Source organism: Xanthomonas axonopodis (assembly GCF_001304695.1).
In the GTDB taxonomy this organism is placed as follows: domain Bacteria; phylum Pseudomonadota; class Gammaproteobacteria; order Xanthomonadales; family Xanthomonadaceae; genus Xanthomonas; species Xanthomonas axonopodis.
Genome location: NZ_JFAQ01000142.1, coordinates 1 through 15,977, shown reverse-complemented (window position 1 = coordinate 15,977; position 15,977 = coordinate 1). Strand labels below are relative to the sequence as shown.

10 protein-coding genes, 4 pseudogenes and 1 riboswitch are annotated in these 15,977 nt (G+C 63.2%); of the genes and pseudogenes, 9 read left to right on the top strand and 5 right to left on the bottom strand.

What is annotated here, in order from left to right; all coding sequences use genetic code 11:
* Together XAXN_RS21515 and XAXN_RS23185 are read right to left on the bottom strand one after the other, a co-directional pair.
* A partial coding sequence (locus XAXN_RS21515) for a transposase (RefSeq protein ID WP_134984882.1) occupies nucleotides 1-175 on the bottom strand: 175 nt, incomplete at its 3' end.
* Nucleotides 176-343: 168 nt separating this feature from the next.
* Nucleotides 344-1,384, bottom strand: a complete 1,041-nt coding sequence (locus XAXN_RS23185) for a hypothetical protein (protein WP_241148121.1) — start codon at nucleotides 1,382-1,384, stop codon at nucleotides 344-346.
* 332 nt (nucleotides 1,385-1,716) lie between these two features.
* Between XAXN_RS23185 and XAXN_RS23690 the strand changes: the two are divergent.
* A pseudogene (locus XAXN_RS23690) lies at nucleotides 1,717-1,871 on the top strand (transposase); the annotation flags it as partial.
* Nucleotides 1,872-2,035: 164 nt separating this feature from the next.
* Here XAXN_RS23690 and xopAV read toward each other — a convergent pair.
* Nucleotides 2,036-2,740, bottom strand: a complete 705-nt coding sequence (xopAV, locus tag XAXN_RS23175; RefSeq protein WP_241148122.1) for a type III secretion system effector XopAV — start codon at nucleotides 2,738-2,740, stop codon at nucleotides 2,036-2,038.
* A gap of 971 nt (nucleotides 2,741-3,711) precedes the next feature.
* Between xopAV and XAXN_RS13175 the strand changes: the two genes are divergently transcribed.
* The 3 genes and pseudogenes from XAXN_RS13175 (at nucleotide 3,712) to XAXN_RS13165 (ending at nucleotide 7,642) form a co-directional block, all read left to right on the top strand.
* Nucleotides 3,712-5,313, top strand: coding sequence for a SulP family inorganic anion transporter (locus XAXN_RS13175; protein ID WP_054319867.1), 1,602 nt, complete (start codon nucleotides 3,712-3,714; stop codon nucleotides 5,311-5,313).
* A gap of 8 nt (nucleotides 5,314-5,321) precedes the next feature.
* Nucleotides 5,322-6,478 (top strand): annotated as a pseudogene (locus tag XAXN_RS13170) (lysozyme inhibitor LprI family protein).
* A gap of 339 nt (nucleotides 6,479-6,817) precedes the next feature.
* Nucleotides 6,818-7,642 carry a DUF3014 domain-containing protein gene (locus XAXN_RS13165; RefSeq protein ID WP_054319866.1) on the top strand — a complete coding sequence of 275 codons (825 nt, stop codon included), beginning with the start codon at nucleotides 6,818-6,820 and terminating at the stop codon, nucleotides 7,640-7,642.
* 225 nt (nucleotides 7,643-7,867) lie between these two features.
* On the opposite strand, the gene XAXN_RS13160 is transcribed toward XAXN_RS13165, so the two are convergent.
* Together XAXN_RS13160 and XAXN_RS13155 are read right to left on the bottom strand one after the other, a co-directional pair.
* Nucleotides 7,868-8,575 carry a glutathione S-transferase gene (locus XAXN_RS13160; protein ID WP_054319865.1) on the bottom strand — a complete coding sequence of 236 codons (708 nt, stop codon included), beginning with the start codon at nucleotides 8,573-8,575 and terminating at the stop codon, nucleotides 7,868-7,870.
* Nucleotides 8,576-8,619: 44 nt separating this feature from the next.
* Nucleotides 8,620-8,949, bottom strand: coding sequence for a GIY-YIG nuclease family protein (locus tag XAXN_RS13155; protein WP_054319864.1), 330 nt, complete (start codon nucleotides 8,947-8,949; stop codon nucleotides 8,620-8,622).
* A gap of 397 nt (nucleotides 8,950-9,346) precedes the next feature.
* Here XAXN_RS13155 and clpB point away from each other — a divergent pair, with 397 nt between their 5' ends.
* The 5 genes and pseudogenes from clpB to XAXN_RS22745 form a co-directional block, all read left to right on the top strand.
* The gene (gene clpB, locus XAXN_RS13150; RefSeq protein WP_054319863.1) at nucleotides 9,347-11,932 is read left to right on the top strand and encodes an ATP-dependent chaperone ClpB; all 2,586 of its coding nucleotides are present in this window, start codon (nucleotides 9,347-9,349) and stop codon (nucleotides 11,930-11,932) included.
* An 86-nt stretch (nucleotides 11,933-12,018) separates the two neighbouring features.
* Nucleotides 12,019-12,591 (top strand): annotated as a pseudogene (locus XAXN_RS13145) (DUF4291 domain-containing protein).
* Between the two features lie 226 nt (nucleotides 12,592-12,817).
* Nucleotides 12,818-13,041, top strand: a riboswitch (cobalamin riboswitch).
* A 113-nt stretch (nucleotides 13,042-13,154) separates the two neighbouring features.
* Nucleotides 13,155-15,023, top strand: a complete 1,869-nt coding sequence (gene btuB / locus XAXN_RS13140) for a TonB-dependent vitamin B12 receptor (RefSeq protein ID WP_054319869.1) — start codon at nucleotides 13,155-13,157, stop codon at nucleotides 15,021-15,023.
* A gap of 309 nt (nucleotides 15,024-15,332) precedes the next feature.
* The gene (locus XAXN_RS13135; RefSeq protein ID WP_054319862.1) at nucleotides 15,333-15,647 is read left to right on the top strand and encodes a DUF1153 domain-containing protein; all 315 of its coding nucleotides are present in this window, start codon (nucleotides 15,333-15,335) and stop codon (nucleotides 15,645-15,647) included.
* Between the two features lie 123 nt (nucleotides 15,648-15,770).
* A pseudogene (locus XAXN_RS22745) lies at nucleotides 15,771-15,977 on the top strand (IS3 family transposase); the annotation flags it as partial.

Here is a 15,977-nt window from a genome sequence, read left to right as displayed (position 1 = left end):
GTTCCAAAGGCAGGTCTTCCCACGCAATGCCCGTGCGCAGCACATAGACGATGCCGTTGAGGGCCTGCTGATCACTGACACGAGGTCGTCCACCTTTGGGGGAAGGCTTGACCTGCGGAATCAGTGGCTCGATGCACTTCCACAGCGCAATAGGGATCTCGTTGCGACGTGTCATGTCGGCAATGTTGCCGCCGACTCAACAGAATTCAAGGGTTTTGTTAGCCGCTCTAAGTATGGGTGGCGCGCTTATAACCGGAACGTGCGAGTGGTACATGCCGATTCCGCGCATCCGCCGCATCCGCCCGACGGTTGCGCTATAGGTTTGTTAGCCGCTGTCATTGCCTCAGTCCCAGCTTCGCCCGAGTTTCGGTTGGGACTTGACGAGGCTCCTCAGTGCGTTCACCAGGTCTGAGGCGTTACCCTTGTTTTCCTTGGCTGTCGCTACCACCATCATATGCACCTGCTTATTTTGCCTGATTGCCTCGAGAAAGTTCCCAACTTTGGTATCCACTACATTGTCTGCTTGTTCCATCGCACTCGAAGTCTGGGAAGGCACATGCACCATCTTCAGGGCAGCGCGCATGACGTCATGGGTGATCTCTGCACGCCGTCCTTCTCGCGTCACTGGGTTAGGTCTCAGCATGTATGGGGGCAATAATGGCCGACGTGAGCTAGATGGCGTATTGACATGATCTGAGGTCGCGACCGGGGGCAGCTGAGGCCGCAATATCGGCCGGCCGATGTCCGGGTTTTGTTGGAAGTAGTCTTCAACCTGATCTTCAAGCCTTTTCACGGCTTCCTCCAAGTCGTCGCCTCCACCAATTTGCACGCCAGCATGGACGAGTGTCCCTTGAACACGCTGCTGCATCAGGGACTGCAACGCCTCGGCTTGATCAGTCGGGATGCCTTCGACGTGGAGTGTCCTGCAAAGCTCGACGAGATCGTTGATTCTCGGCAACAAGTGCGTCTCGATCTTTGTGCGTACCTGACGCTCTGGTGTGCTGAATGCATATGCTGGCGCGGCCTGCGGCCGAGGGGGCCTTGGCCTATCGGTGAGCCCGGAAAGGCGCCGGTCCCCAGGTCTCGCCGGGCCTTGATTGGACTCGCCGGCCCTCTCTGCATCATCGTGATCCGGCGGAGAATCAGGAGATGTAAAAGAGCAGGAACATGTTAATAATTTTTTCACCGTTTTCATTGCGATGCCCCGTTGCCGGTCCAGGAGGTTAATAAACCGCCAGAGGCGACTGTGTTGATCGAGAACAAGAAGAAATAATGCGAAGGACGAACCTCGATTGTCGTAGGCCCGGTAGTCCATCACCATCGATGTGAACTCGCTGCCGTTATCGGTCTGGATGCGCTGCTGTAGGTCGCGTTGGTGTTGCAAGCAGTTCCGTCACTGCCGCCACGTCTTCGCCGGTGACTTGCTGATCCATTTTGATGATAAAACGTTCCTTCATGAAATTGTCCACGGCGGTCAGGGCGCGGAAGCGACGCCCGTCGAATAATGCACCGCCACGAAATCCATGCTCCAGGCTTCCCTTGATTAGGTCCAGTCAGGATCGTGCGCTCCAGCAGGTGTGCTGCAGCCGTGCGTCTGCTGGGCCCCGGTCTCGCCGAGTTTTCCAGGTCTGGCTGGCTAAAGTCATGGGAAGGGGGGGCAATCAAACACAAGTGCCAATTGAAATGGAGTAAGCGATGGGAGCATGCCGAGGCTGCCTGCGGGCGAAGATGGAGCATCCGTTCCGGCTGCTCAAGCGCAGTTCGGTTATGTCAGGGTGCGCTATTGCTGCGTGGCGAAGAACGCCACGCAGGTGCTGACGCTGTTTGCGCTGTCTAACCTGTGGCTGGAGCGACGCCACTTATTGGCTGCATTGGCACCCTCCCGTGGGGTTGATCGGACAGTCCTAAGACCCGACGAACGCACGCTATCTTCCAGGATCACGGCACTGGGCTGACCGTACACGCCTTGCGCCAGCGACTGGATCCAAATAAATGATGCGGGCTGTAAGTATTTCTTCGCGGCAGCGCGCGTACGCTATGCCCCAGAAGATGATGCAGCGGACGCTGGTGCGGTATCGGATCTTCTAAAGGCAAGCAAGCGATCGACCAATGCGCCCGCATCATCGCCAACGCCGCTGGCCGCCTGCCACAGGCCTGGTTCCAAGTTGGAAGGCTCCCACCTTGCCAACCGCAGTAGATCCTCGGCGAGCTGGTTGCTCTCATGCTCGTTCATCGGATGCTCCGCACGATCATGCTCATCGGGCATCGTGACAATATCGACAGCTCGCTTCATACAGTCTTGGGTCGTTCCCAGTGCGTGCGCTCTGGAACGGATGTTGTATCCATAGGCATAAGCGTGTGCCAGCCGCTGTACGGTACTCAGCGCGCAAGTGGTGGCAATACCGGCCAGTGTTGCGATCCCGGCATATTTTCCAAGTTGATCTTTCTCGTTGATATAGCCGAAAAATGCGACTACCGGTGGGGGGATAGAGGCCAGGCCAGTGAGAGTGGCACCGACGCCGGCGACGGTTGAGACATGGCCTGCAACCCGTTGCCGCGTTGTTCTGGTCGATGCTCTGCGTGCCGGTTGCTGCGGCAAGCCTTGCAATTGCGTATTTATTTGCTCGTCGCTATGTGGCGACGATGTGTTGCCGAGTTCGATCTCGGCAAGGCCGCTTTCCAGATCTATCTCTTGTCTTCTCACCGTAGGCGACATGGATGGCAACGCTGCGGAACGCATGGGATACCTCACCAGGAATGGTCGAGGATGCAATACTCTCATCGAACACCGCCGTCCTTGCTCGGGAGCCGAAAACGACGCGTGTGCGGCGAAGCTGGGCGGAAGAGGTGATGACAACGAAGGTGACAGAAGACACTGAGCGGTCAATTCCGATGGAATGCCCCAGCTTCTTAAGCCTCCACGTTTTGCGGCATCAACGTCATCTGCATGCGTACTGCGTCGGGCCATGTGCGCAAGCATGCCAGCGACCGTCGGGCCGGTCTCATCGGTCAGCGCATGACCATGGCCTCGCGGCCGATACGCGGCGTCGGGTAGGGCGTGTGCGTGCGTTTATCTCGCAATAGACAGCGCACGATTCCGGTGGACTCGCAGCGTAGTCCTGCCAGCCAGCTGGCCAATGTGGTCAGCGTGTTGAGCAACTGGTGTTGCAGGCCCTGTTATCGTCAGTGTTGCGGCGCAAACTTGCATTCGACTGCCCGGTTTACTCCGATCAGGCTTGATCTACACCAGCGATCACTGGCAGGGTTTGCTGGCAGCCCATGGCGTGATATGCAGCATGAGGCAGCGCGGCAACCGCCACGAGCGCGAAGCCTGCCCTTGGGGCACAACGCCCCGGGGGAGAGCTTCTTCGGCCTGCTCAAACGCAAGCGGATCGGGCGCCGGTGTCTGTTGAATGGGGCTTGCATTGAAGTGGCAGCAGGTGTCAGGGCGTGCATTTCATAGCAAGCCGCGCCGCTACCGTATGGTGGCGGGCTATATATGGGCGTTCGAGTGGGCCTGTCTGGCGGTGCGCGCCGTAAGCTGATCGCGATGGCGCCTGAGTGGACGGCATGGAAGCACACCTGCCTTGATATGCGACGGCCTGCATTGCCCCTCATTCCAATGATGCATTCTTCGCGTTTCATTTGAACGCTGTTGCAGGCACGGTGCAGCAGCTACCATCGGCCGAATCCCACGCTTCTTTGGTTCTTATGTCGGCTCCCTCTTCGCGTCCTGCGGCTGCGCCGCGCTGGTTCGTCGCTGGCGATCTCAATGGTTTCTTCGGCCTGGTGGTCGACAACCTCTCCATCCTTGGCTTCATTGCGGTGGCCTTGGTCGGCATCTTCCAGTTCCCGGCCGAGGTGGTGTTCCAGCGCATGTTCCCCGGCACTGCGTTCGGCGTGCTGGTTGGCAATCTGCTGTACACCTTGATGGCGCGGCGGCTGGCCGCGCGCACCGGGCGCGACGACGTCACCGCCATGCCGCTGGGTCTGGATGCGCCCACCAGCATCGGCATGGCGCTGCTGGTGCTCGGCCCGGCATTTGCCGGTTTCAAAGCGCAGGGACTGGACCCGCAGGCTGCCGCGATCGCCACCTGGAAACTCGGCATGGCCGCGCTGGTGGTGATGGGCCTGCTCAAGTTGGTGCTGTCGTTCGCAGGCGAAGCGGTGACGCGCGCGCTGCCGCGTGCAGCCCTGCTCGGTTCCATCGCCGGTATCGCGCTGGTGCTGATGGGCTTGTTGCCGCTGCTGGAAACGCTACGTTCGCCGGTGGCCGGCTTCGTCACCTTGGGCCTGCTGCTGTATGTGCTGCTCGCCAAGGGCCGCCTACCGACCAAATTGCCCGGCGTGCTGGTGGTGTTCGTGATTGGCACCGCGTTGTATTACGGGCTTGGGCTGGCGGGATTGGGTGCACCCGGCTTCGCCTTGCCGGCGTGGAATCCGCCGCAGATCGTGTTGCCGCTGCCGACGCTGGGCTTTATCGACGGCCTGCCGGCTACGGTGGCGTATCTGCCGTTGTTGTTGCCGTTCGGCTTGCTGATGGTGGTGGGCGGCATCAACGTCAGCGAGAGCGCGCGCACGGCAGGCGACGATTACCGCACCCGCGACATCCTGCTGGTGGAAGCCCTGGCCACGCTGGTGGCCGGCCTCTGCGGCGGTGTGGCGCAGACCACGCCCTACATCGGCCAGCCCGCGTACAAGCACATGGGCGCGCGCTGCGGTTACACGCTGCTGACAGGTGTGTTCATCGGGATCGGCGGCATGCTTGGCGTGATCAGCGGCCTGGTGCAATGGCTGCCGCTGGCGGTGCTGGCGCCAATCATCGTGTATGTCTCCATCGACATCACCACCCAGGCATTCCAGGCCACGCCCAAACAGCACGCCGGCGCGATGGTGCTGGGCTTTCTGCCGTCGGTCGCGTACCTGCTGACGATCAAGGCGCCGGGCTGGATTGCACCGGAGCAGCTGGTCGCGCTAACCACCAAGATCGATGGCCACGGCCTGCCGGAACTGGCAGTGATCTTCGCCTTAGGCAATGGTTTCATCATCACCGCAATGCTGTGGATCGCCACGGTGGCGGCGATGATCGACGGGCGCTTGCGACGTGGCGCGGCGTTCCTGCTGGTGGCCGCCGGACTGACCCTGTTCGGCCTGGTCCACTCGGTGGACCCACGCGGCGGCATCTATCTGCCGTGGTCGCTGCAAGGCCTGGCGCGGGTGATCAGCTGGCAGTTCGTCGGTGCCTATGTCGCGCTGGCGGCGACGCTGCTGTTGCTGTCGCTGCTGCCAGCGCGCAAGCAGTCGTTGCAGTGAAGTATCGGATGCGTGGCGTGCAGAGCATTGTGGGTGGTGCGTTAGTGCTGAGCGCTGGCGCCGCATGGACGGCGTCGTTCGACTGCAAACAGCCGGGTACGCCGGTGGAAAAGCGGCTATGCGCGGTACCAGCGCTCGGTCAGCTGCACGATCAGCTGGATGAGGCGTATCGCAGCGTGCTGGGCACCGCGCCGCGCGGCTCGCTAACCGCAGTACACGATCAGCAACGCGCCTGGTTGCGCCAGCGCAATGCCTGCGCGCAGGACGCCAAGATGGATGACTGCCTGCAACGCAGTTTGAAGGCCAGGGTCGACGCACTGGGCAAGACACGCGACGCCCAGCAGCAAACGCTGGACCGCATCATCGCGAGCATCCCGAAAACGCCAGCGGACGCTGCGCGCCAGTTGCAGGGCTACGACGCGCCGCTGGCCTCGGCATGGCTGGCGTATCTGCATCACTTCGTGCCTGCCGCAGGCGTGGATGTGGCGTTGGCGGGCGCGCGTTTTGAAAGCGCGCGCAAGGCGTTACGCAAGACTGACGATTTCGCAGCGTCCTTGCTCGACGATGTGGATGGCGCGCCTGCCATGCAACAGCAGCAGCGCGTGCTGACCTTGCTACGCATGTGGATCGAGCGCGAGGATCGTTCCGAGCGGCCGTACGTGCATTGATTCATCTTCGCCGCAGTAGGCGAGCCGGCCTACGACGCGTTCGGTCCACTCTATGGCTCGACACGCGACAGTTTCGCGCCGATCTGCGAGCCGCCCGGTGGGCTGTTCGCGCGGCCGAGCTGGAAACAGCTGGATGCCGGATTCGCCGGGCTGATCGAAGCCTTGAGCAAGGATGCGGGAAACATCCGCTACGCCAGCTACGCCGAGTGGCAAATCATCGCGCTGCGGGCTGCCGTCTCGCCGGCACTGTATCTGCAGCCGGAGTTGCGCAAGCGCTACGGCAACGATCCGGATCAGGCGATGCTGCATGGTCTAGCGACGACAGCGACTGGCCGGCAGCCGAGCGCAACGCCGTGCGCGCGCTGTTGCCCAAGGTGCGCGCAGAGACAGCGGCCTGGCTGGTAAGCGAAAAGCGCATGCCGGCCAAGCACGCCGAACAGGTCGCTGCTGCCATTGTCGCGGCCTGGGTGAATGCGCGACTGGATTTTGCAGGCTAACCGAAGTGGAGCGCAGCGCGAAGGTGCTGCCGGTGCGTTGCAGGGTCCTTGCCCGCCCACCATCGCAGGACATGCTGCAGGTACGTCCCAGTGGCTCCGTGGCGGCATCCATGCCGCCACCGGTCCCGCGACGGTGAGCGGGCAAGGACGGGTCGACACGGTCGGTGTGCATGGGTTTCAACAAATGAGGCAGCACATCGTTGGTTGCCGTGTCACTTAGGCGGTGACAGCATCGCGCCTTCGACCTCTCAGTTAGACGGGCCGACACCGTAAATCGATGGAACCACCACAGCATCCCATGGTCACACCCTGGATGTTGTCGATGTCAGGAGTTCCACGATGCAAAGCACATCCTCGCGCTGGCCGTGGTTGTTGGCGGTCCCATTGATCGTTGGCGCCGCGTGGTGGCTGTTCAGCGGCCCGCCCGATCCACAAGGCAACTTGCCCGCACCCATCAGCCGTACCGCCAGTGCTGTGGCCGCCGCGGTCAGCCCACAGCCGACGCCGGTCAATAGCGAGCCACGTCACCCGGTGTCGGCAGCATCGGCCGACGCTGCCGATGCTGCGATTCCTGCGTTGGCGCAAAGCGACGATGCCGCGTGGCAAGCGCTGCTGGCGTTGGTGCAGAACGATGACGCGTTGTCGATCGTGTTGCGCAAGCACCTGATCGAACGTGTGGTGGTGATGATCGACAATCTCACCCAACCCAGTATCAGCCACCGCGCCTTGGTGCTGCAGCCGGTGCCTGGCGAGTTGCAGGTGACCGGCGCAGGCGACCATCAGGTGCTCGATCAGGGCAATGCGGCGCGCTATGCCCCGTACGTGGCCGCATTCACCAGTTTGGATGCGCAGGCCATGGCGCGCAGCTATGTGCGCTTTTATCCATTGTTTCAGCAGGCATATGCGGATCTGGGCGCGCCGGATCGTTACTTCAACGACCGCGTCGTGGATGTGATCGACCACCTGCTGCGCACGCCTGCGCCGAAGCAGCCGATCGAGGTGCAACGCGACGACCGCGGCCGCTACCGCTACCGCTTCGTCGCCCCATCGCTGGAATCGCTGTCGGTGGGGCAGAAGGCGCTGCTGCGGCTGGGACCGACGCAGGCTGCCGCAGTCAAGGCGCAACTGCAGCAGATTCGCACGGCCCTGTTGCAGGGGCGCTGAGGCCGCTAGCGTCCCACTTCCCCAAGGGCAAAAGCCGCATGCCAGGCAGCTGCGGCCTCCGTACATAACTGCGTGCGTAGATGCGTGGACTCATACTGCACAGGGCGATCAACGGCAGCGGCTCTGCTGTGTAGTCGATAGCACCAATCAGCAACACGGCCGGCGCCACACCCTCATGCGGCGCCGGCCTATAGCGACCGTACGCAGCGACCCAGTCGCCGCGGCCTAAGCCGCATCCAGCTCGGGGTAATGGCGGAAGATGCCATTGGTGTTGAAGGCCACACGTCGTTCGGACGCCAGATAGGCCGCAATGCGCGGCCGCTGGTCTACCCGCTGGTGCAACGCCTTCAACCCTGGCAGTTTGTTTGCAAGCGTCGCCATGCGCGTGGGGAACATGTACTCCAGGCCGCTAACCAGCTGGAACAGCGATAGATCCACGTACGAATGCGTGCCGAGCAAATGCGTGCCGCCAGCGTGTTGCAATACCTGCTCGAAATACCCCAGGAATTTGGGCAGGCGGTTCTCGCGCAGGTCCCGCGCACGCTTGGCTGCTTCGGCTTGTTGGTCTTCGTAATACAGGCCGGTGGCAATCGGATGGTGGGTGTCGTGCACCTCGGCCACCAGATCGGCGATGGTCAGCTGCAATTGCAGCGCCTGTAGTCGCTGCGGCTCCGAATCTGGTACCAATTGCAACTGCGGCCCGATGAAATGCAGGATCGCTGCGACCTGTGCCACCACGACGTCGCCGGCCTTGAGGAATGGTGGTGCAAACGGCTGCGCGCCCACCTGCTCGCCTTGCAAAAACGCTGTCATGGCCTCGTCGCCCTGGATGCGGGCGACATCGGTATACGCCGCGCCAGAGTCTTCCAGTGCCAGTCGCACGAATTCGCCGCGGCCTTGCAGACCGGTCCAGTAATACAGCTGATAATGCATGCGCAGCTCCGCATTGAGGGCGCTGAAGGGTAGGAAAACGATGGCTAGATGGGCGTGAGCGATACGTCAGCAGGTTGTGACTCTGCGTCGGTGGCTTGGGCCTGCAGCCAAGCGAGCTTGCGCGCACGTGGCAGGCGCTTGAGCGCGCATTCTGCGCGCGAAGCGCTGGCGCGGTCCGGGTAGCGGTGGCTGGCGAGCACCTGCACGGGTGGATTGGCGCGCGTGTAACGCGCACCGGTGCCACGCAGATGGGCGTGGAAGCGCCGCTCCAGATCGTTGGTAATGCCGGCGTAATAGCTGCCGTTGCGACAGAGCAGCAGGTAGAGGTGCCAGGGCTTGGGAGCATCATCCATCCGCGCATTATCGCCACTCATACGCGATTACGTGATGCGCATTCCAGAGGTAGAGGCTGCCGCGTCGGCGAACCGCGACGCAAGCGCCGGAGCCAGGCGGTGCCCGCCAGGCCAGTGGGCGTGGATCCCGGCACGCCGGGCGAGCGTCCAGGCAGGGGCGCGGTGGTGTCGGGCCATCTAGCGCCAGGCGCAGCTTGGGCCGCGCCCGTAGCGGCTGCCACTCGCTGCGAAGCTGCTGCACGGACCGCAGTTGCAACAGAAGTCCGGCTGCGCGAAACGCCTTCGCCCAGCCCGCCAGGGGCGGCAGCGGCATATGAGCTGCCGATCTCCAGCACCGGCAAGCCTTGAAACCCCGCTCGGCAACCGCATCTGCACGGTATCGCCGGCGCTGCCGGCCACCTGTTCAGAGGATTTCCCCATGCGGATGGACAAGCTCACTTCGCGGTTCCAGCAGGCGTTGGCCGACGCGCAATCGCTGGCCGTGGGCCGCGACCACAACATCATCGAGCCGGTGCACGTGCTGGCGGCGCTGCTCGACCAGAGCGGCGGCAGCACGCGCCCGCTGCTGTCGCAGGCCGGCGTCAACGTGCCGCTGCTGCGCGAGCGGCTGGGCGAGGCGCTGGACACGCTGCCCAAGGTGTCCGGGCAGGAAGGCAATCTGTCGATCGGCAACGATCTCAATCGCTTGCTCAACCAGACCGACAAGCTCGCCCAGCAACATGGCGACGCGTTCATCGCCAGCGAATGGTTCGTGCTGGCCGCCGCCGCCGATGCCAGCCCGCTGGGCGTGGCATTGCGCGCGGCCGGCGGAGACAAGAAGAAGATCGAAGCGGCCATCGACAAGCTGCGTGGCGGCGAAACCGTACAGTCTGAAAACGCCGAGGAACAGCGCCAGGCGCTGGAGAAATACACCATCGACCTCACCGCGCGCGCCGAGAGCGGCAAGCTCGACCCGGTGATCGGCCGCGATGAAGAGATCCGCCGCACCATCCAGGTGCTGCAGCGTCGCACCAAGAACAACCCGGTGCTAATCGGCGAACCCGGCGTGGGCAAGACCGCCATTGTCGAAGGCCTGGCCCAGCGCATCATCAACGGCGAAGTACCCGAAGGGCTGCGCGGCAAGCGCGTGCTGTCGCTGGACATGGGCGCGCTGATCGCCGGTGCCAAGTTCCGCGGCGAGTTCGAAGAGCGCCTGAAGGCCGTGCTCAGCGACCTGTCGAAGAACGAAGGCCAGATCATCCTGTTCATCGACGAACTGCACACCATGGTCGGTGCCGGCAAGGCCGACGGCGCGATGGATGCCGGCAACATGCTCAAGCCGGCGCTGGCACGCGGCGAGCTGCATTGCATCGGTGCCACCACGCTTGACGAATACCGCAAGTACATCGAAAAAGACGCCGCACTGGAGCGCCGTTTCCAGAAAGTGTTTGTGGGCGAGCCGACGGTGGAAGACACCATCGCGATCCTGCGCGGCTTGAAGGAACGCTACGCGGTGCATCACGGCGTGGAGATCACCGACCCGGCCATCGTGGCCGCGGCGACGCTGTCCAACCGCTACATCACCGACCGCCAGCTGCCGGACAAGGCCATCGACCTGATGGACGAAGCGGCCTCGCGTATCCGCATGGAGATCGACTCCAAGCCCGAAGAACTCGACCGCCTGGAGCGCCGCCTGATCCAGCTCAAGATCCAGCGCGAGATGCTGAAGAAGGAAAAGGACGAGGCCTCGCGGCAGCGCCTGGCCGATCTGGAAAGCGATATCGACAAGCTCGAACGTGAGTTCTCCGACCTCAATGAAGTGTGGAAGTCGGAAAAGGCCGCGCTGCAGGGCACCACCAAGATCAAGGAGCAGATCGAGCACGCCAAGCTGGAACTGGAGGCCGCACAGCGCCGCCAGGACTACGCCAAGATGAGCGAGATCCAGTACGGCGTACTGCCGCAACTGGAAAAACAGATGCTGCTGGCCAACGAGGTGGAACACCACGATTTCAAGCTGGTGCAGGACCGCGTCACTGCCGAGGAAATTGCCGAAGTGGTGTCACGCTGGACCGGCATTCCGGTCAACAAGATGCTCGAAGGCGAGCGCGACAAGTTGTTGCGCATGGAAGACGAGCTGCATCACCGCGTGGTCGGTCAGAACGAAGCGATCAAGGTCGTCTCCGATGCGGTGCGCCGCTCGCGTGCCGGCCTGTCCGATCCCAATCGCCCCAGCGGCTCGTTCCTGTTCCTCGGCCCGACCGGCGTGGGCAAGACCGAGCTGTGCAAGGCGCTGGCCGATTTCCTGTTCGACAGCACAGAAGCGATGATCCGCATCGACATGAGCGAGTTCATGGAGAAGCATTCGGTCGCGCGCCTGATCGGTGCGCCCCCGGGCTACGTGGGCTATGAAGAGGGCGGTTATCTCACCGAGGCCGTGCGTCGTCGTCCGTACTCGCTGATCCTGCTGGACGAAGTGGAAAAGGCGCATGCCGATGTCTTCAACATCCTGCTGCAGGTGCTGGACGATGGCCGCCTGACCGATGGCCAGGGCCGCACCGTGGACTTCCGCAATACCGTCATCGTGATGACCTCCAACCTGGGCTCGCACCAGATCCAGGAATTGAGTGGCGATGGCAGCGCCGAGGCCTACACGCAGATGAAGGCGGCGGTGATGGGGGTGGTGCAGGCGCACTTCCGCCCGGAGTTCATCAACCGGCTGGACGACATCGTGGTGTTCCATCCGCTGGACAAGGCGCAGATCAAGTCGATTGCGCGCATCCAGTTGCAGGGTCTGGAAAAACGCCTGGCCGAGCGCGGCCTCAAGCTGGACCTGGACGATGCGGCGCTGGAATTGCTGGGCAGTGTCGGCTTCGACCCGGTGTACGGCGCGCGCCCGCTCAAACGCGCGATCCAATCGCAGGTGGAGAACCCGCTGGCGCAGCAGATCCTGTCGGGCCAGTATCTCAGCGGCGATAGCGTGCGCGTGTGTGCCGACGGCGGGCGGCTGGTATTTACCAAGGGCTGAACCCGCATGAGGGCAGATCGTTCCGCGGCATGTGGGGCGATCTGCCTGAGCTGTCATGCATTGCGGATGACACCACGAGCGACGTCATGACGACATCGGTTCCAACGCGACAAATTCGTGCCGTTTATGATGACGAGACGATCCGGGTCTACCGGGCGTATTCAGACCTCATTGCGGATAGCGCTCTGGAGCATCAAAAGTTCGTCAGTCGGCCATTCAAGATGGAGCGGATGACGTGGGTCAAGCCGTCGTTCCTTTGGATGATGTACCGCGCCGACTAGGGCTATAAGGACGAAGGCCAGAGGCGCATTCTCGCCATCGACATGACGCGCGAAGGCTTCGCGTGGGCGTTGGCGCACCGCTGCCCAAGCCATCCCGACCCCGGCATGCGTCATGAAGAATGGGAGCAGCGCAAGAGCCGTTCCCCGGTGCGGATTCAGTGTGACCCTGAGCGCGATCAGCCGCTACCGCATCGCGCCATCCAGATCGGGCTCAGCCAGGAGGCCGTCCAGTTGTATGTGAGCGAGTGGATTCGGCGGATCACCGACGTGACGTCGCTGGCGCATCGCATTCACGCGCTTGTTTGTGCCGACGATCTTTCCACAGCAAGCGACTTGCTGCCAGACGAAGCGGTTTACTCAATCGCGCTTTCGGCATAAGTGCGATGACGATCGCCGTGCCCGTTGCTGCCTGCCCCTTGCGCTGCAGTGGCATGCAGCGCGCATTTGCTACGCCCGTACCCTCATCCGCCGCTGCGCGCCAGCTTCTCCCCATGAAGTAGGCAATGTCTCGGTAGGAGAAGGCCAGCAGATGGTGCGTTACCGCTGAAGGCGCGTGGCAACGCGCCGGGCTTGGCCGGTTGTCGCAGACCTCGGAGGCGCCTGCTACCATGCGCGCCCCTGAGGTGACTGCCGGTTGGGCGGTGGTTTGACCGGGAATCCGGTGCGCGCATCGCCTTGGGCGAGGCGCAATTCCGGAGCTGTCCCCGCAACGGTGGGCGAGGTCAGATGCCGCAATACGCCACTGTGCAATCGCATGGGAAGGCGCGGCATCGGAGGCGTCAGCTTCCACTCGCGAGCCCGGAGACCGGCCTGACGGATTGACCCGGCACGCGGTGGGCGTGGCCTTGCTCGTCTGACGCTGCGCGCCGGACGCCTGGCCCGTTGCTGTTGCCGCCCGATTGCCCACGCGCGGGTTGGCGCGGTTTCAGGAGCAGCAGTTGATGTCCCTTTCTTCCGTTTTGCCGCGTCGTGCCGTGCTCGCCGTGGGATTGTCGCTGTGCGTTGCCACTGCGGCCCAGACCGAGGCCGCCATCGATCTGGACCAAGTCGTGGTCACCGCCTCGCGCACCGCGCAGACCCAGGACCAGACGCTGGCACCGGTCACGGTGATCGACCGCGCGCAGATCGAGCGTCGCCAGGTCAATTCGCTGCAGGACCTGTTGCGTGGCGAAGCGGGCGTGTCGCTGGCCAACAACGGCGGGCCAGGCAAGGCGACCTCGCTGTTCCTGCGCGGCACCGAGGCCGACCAGGTGGTGGTGCTGATCGATGGCGTGCGCATCGGCTCGGCCACCGCCGGCGGTGCGGCGCTGCAGGATCTGCCGATCGAGCAGATCGAGCGCATCGAAATCGTGCGTGGTCCGTTTTCCAGCCTGTATGGCTCCGAAGCGCTGGGCGGTGTGATCCAGATCTTTACCCGACGCCCGCAAGGCAGTTTCGTGCCGAGCTTTAGCGTGGCGGCCGGCAGCGATAACGCGCGCCGCTACGGCGCGGGCATTGCCGGGCGCAGCTCGAGCGATCTGAGCGATGCCGGCGGTTGGTATTGGGTGAACGCCGTGCACGACGAAACCGACGGTATCAACGCGTATCTGGATACCGGCTCCAGCGCCTACGATCCGGACCGCGACGGCTATCGCAACGATTCGTTGAGCGCACAGGGCGGCTGGCGATTCAATCGCCAATGGGATGCCGATGTGCATGCACTACGCGCGCAGAGCCGTAACGAATACGACGGTTCGGCATTCGGCGGCAATCTCAGCAAGGGCGTGCAGCAGGCCATCGGCGGCCGCGTGCGTTACGCGCCGAGCGATGCGCTCAAGCTCACTGCCAGCGTGGGCAGCAGCGCCGATCTGAGCGATGCGTATTACCAAGGCGCCTACGACACCCGCCGCAAGCAGGGCGCATTGCAGGCCGATCTGGACACCGGCCCCGGTCTGCTCACGGTCGGCTTCGATTGGCAGCGCGACGCGATCGCCAGCAGCGACACCTACGATGCCGACAGCCGTATCGACCGCACCGCATTTGCGCAGTGGCAGCAGACGCTCGGCAGCCAATCGCTACAGGCCAGCCTGCGCCGCAACGACGACAACAGCCAGTTCGGCGGCAAGACCACCGGCAGCCTGCTGTGGGGTTGGGATTTTGCCGAGCATCTGCGCCTGACTGCCAGCTACGGCACCGCGTTCAAGGCACCCACCTTCAACGAGCTGTATTACCCAGATTACGGAAACCCGCTGCTCGGGCCGGAAACCTCCAAGAGTGCCGAGCTCGGTCTGCGCGGTCGCTACGACTGGGGCACCTGGACGCTCAGCGCGTTCCAGACCCGTATCGACGACCTCATCGCCTACGACGCCTCGTTGGTGGATGCGACGCATCCGTTCGGGCAGCCGAACAATATCGATCGGGCGCGCATCCGCGGCGTGGAAGCGGGCTACGACACCGAACTGGCCGGCTGGACCGTGCGCAGCGCGTTGACCTGGCTTGCGCCGCAGGCCGATGGCGAGGTCAATCACGGCAATTGGTTGCCGCGGCGTGCGCGTCAGAGCGGGCGCATCGATGCCGACCGCAGCATCGGTGCATTCGGCATTGACGCAAGCCTGTTCGGATCGGGTGCGCGCTACGACGATCTGGCCAATACCGAACGCCTGGCCGGCTACGGCTTGCTGGATCTGCGCGTGAGTTATGCAGTGAACGCGGACTGGAAGGTGCAACTTGCCGCCAACAATGTGTTCGACCGCCAGTACGAAACCGCGCGCTGGTACGCCCAGCAGGGCCGCAATTATCTGTTGACCTTCCGCTACCAGCCGGCGTACTAGCAGCGGCTGACACCACCACTGCGCAGCCGCCGGATGGGCGCGGGTGGTGCCCGGGATCCGCCGGACCAGGCGGAGACGGCGGTTGCTCCCGCTGGACGCATTCACCTGACGATTGCGCGCTACATGTTGTCAGCCTGTCCAAGCGCGCCGCCGGCCCCGGCTGCGCGCAGCGTCAGCCGCGCAGTCGGCGCTTGCCGCTGCATGCAAGGACCGTTACGGTTTGCAGGGGCCGATCGTTTGCATGAAGTCTGCTGTGTAATGACCCACTGATTTCCTGCTCAGGTGTTACTTTCCCCGAAGGAGACACCGATGAGCGAAGTGATGGAAGAAGAGATCAAGCGCTGGACCGCCCGGCGCAAGTCGGCGCTGGTGCTTGAGATCATCCAGGGCAAGACGACGGTAGCAGCGGCCAGCCGGCAGTTCGACCTGCCCCCTGCCGAGATCGAGAACTGGGTTGAGGAGGGCAAGCGAGGCATGGAGAACGCCCTGCGGGCGAAGCCGGAGGACGTGCGCGCGCAGTACGAGCGGCAGTTGAAGGACTTGCAGCAGGCCTACGGCGAGGCGATGTTGGAGATTAGCGCCCGAAAAAAGCTGGCCTGCCTGCTGGGAAAGGACGAGAGCTGATGCTCTCGGTCCAGCAGGGCCTGAAGGACGAAGGTGTTTCGGTTCCGATGACCAAGTTGTGCCAATGGTTCGGTGTGGCACCTCGCACGACGTATCTACAAGCCGACCAGATCGCCAGCCAAAGTGACGCCGGAGCTGGCCGAACCGATCAAGAAGATGATCGAGGCGGAGCCGAGTTTCGGCTATCGCACGGTCGCTGCGCTGCTTGGCATGAACAAGAACACGGTGCAGCGGATCTTCCAGCTGAAGGGCTGGCAGGTGCGCAAGCGTGCCCTTGGCCAGCGCCCGCGCATTGAAGCCAAGGTCTCCCGCGCCGAGAAGCCGGATCAA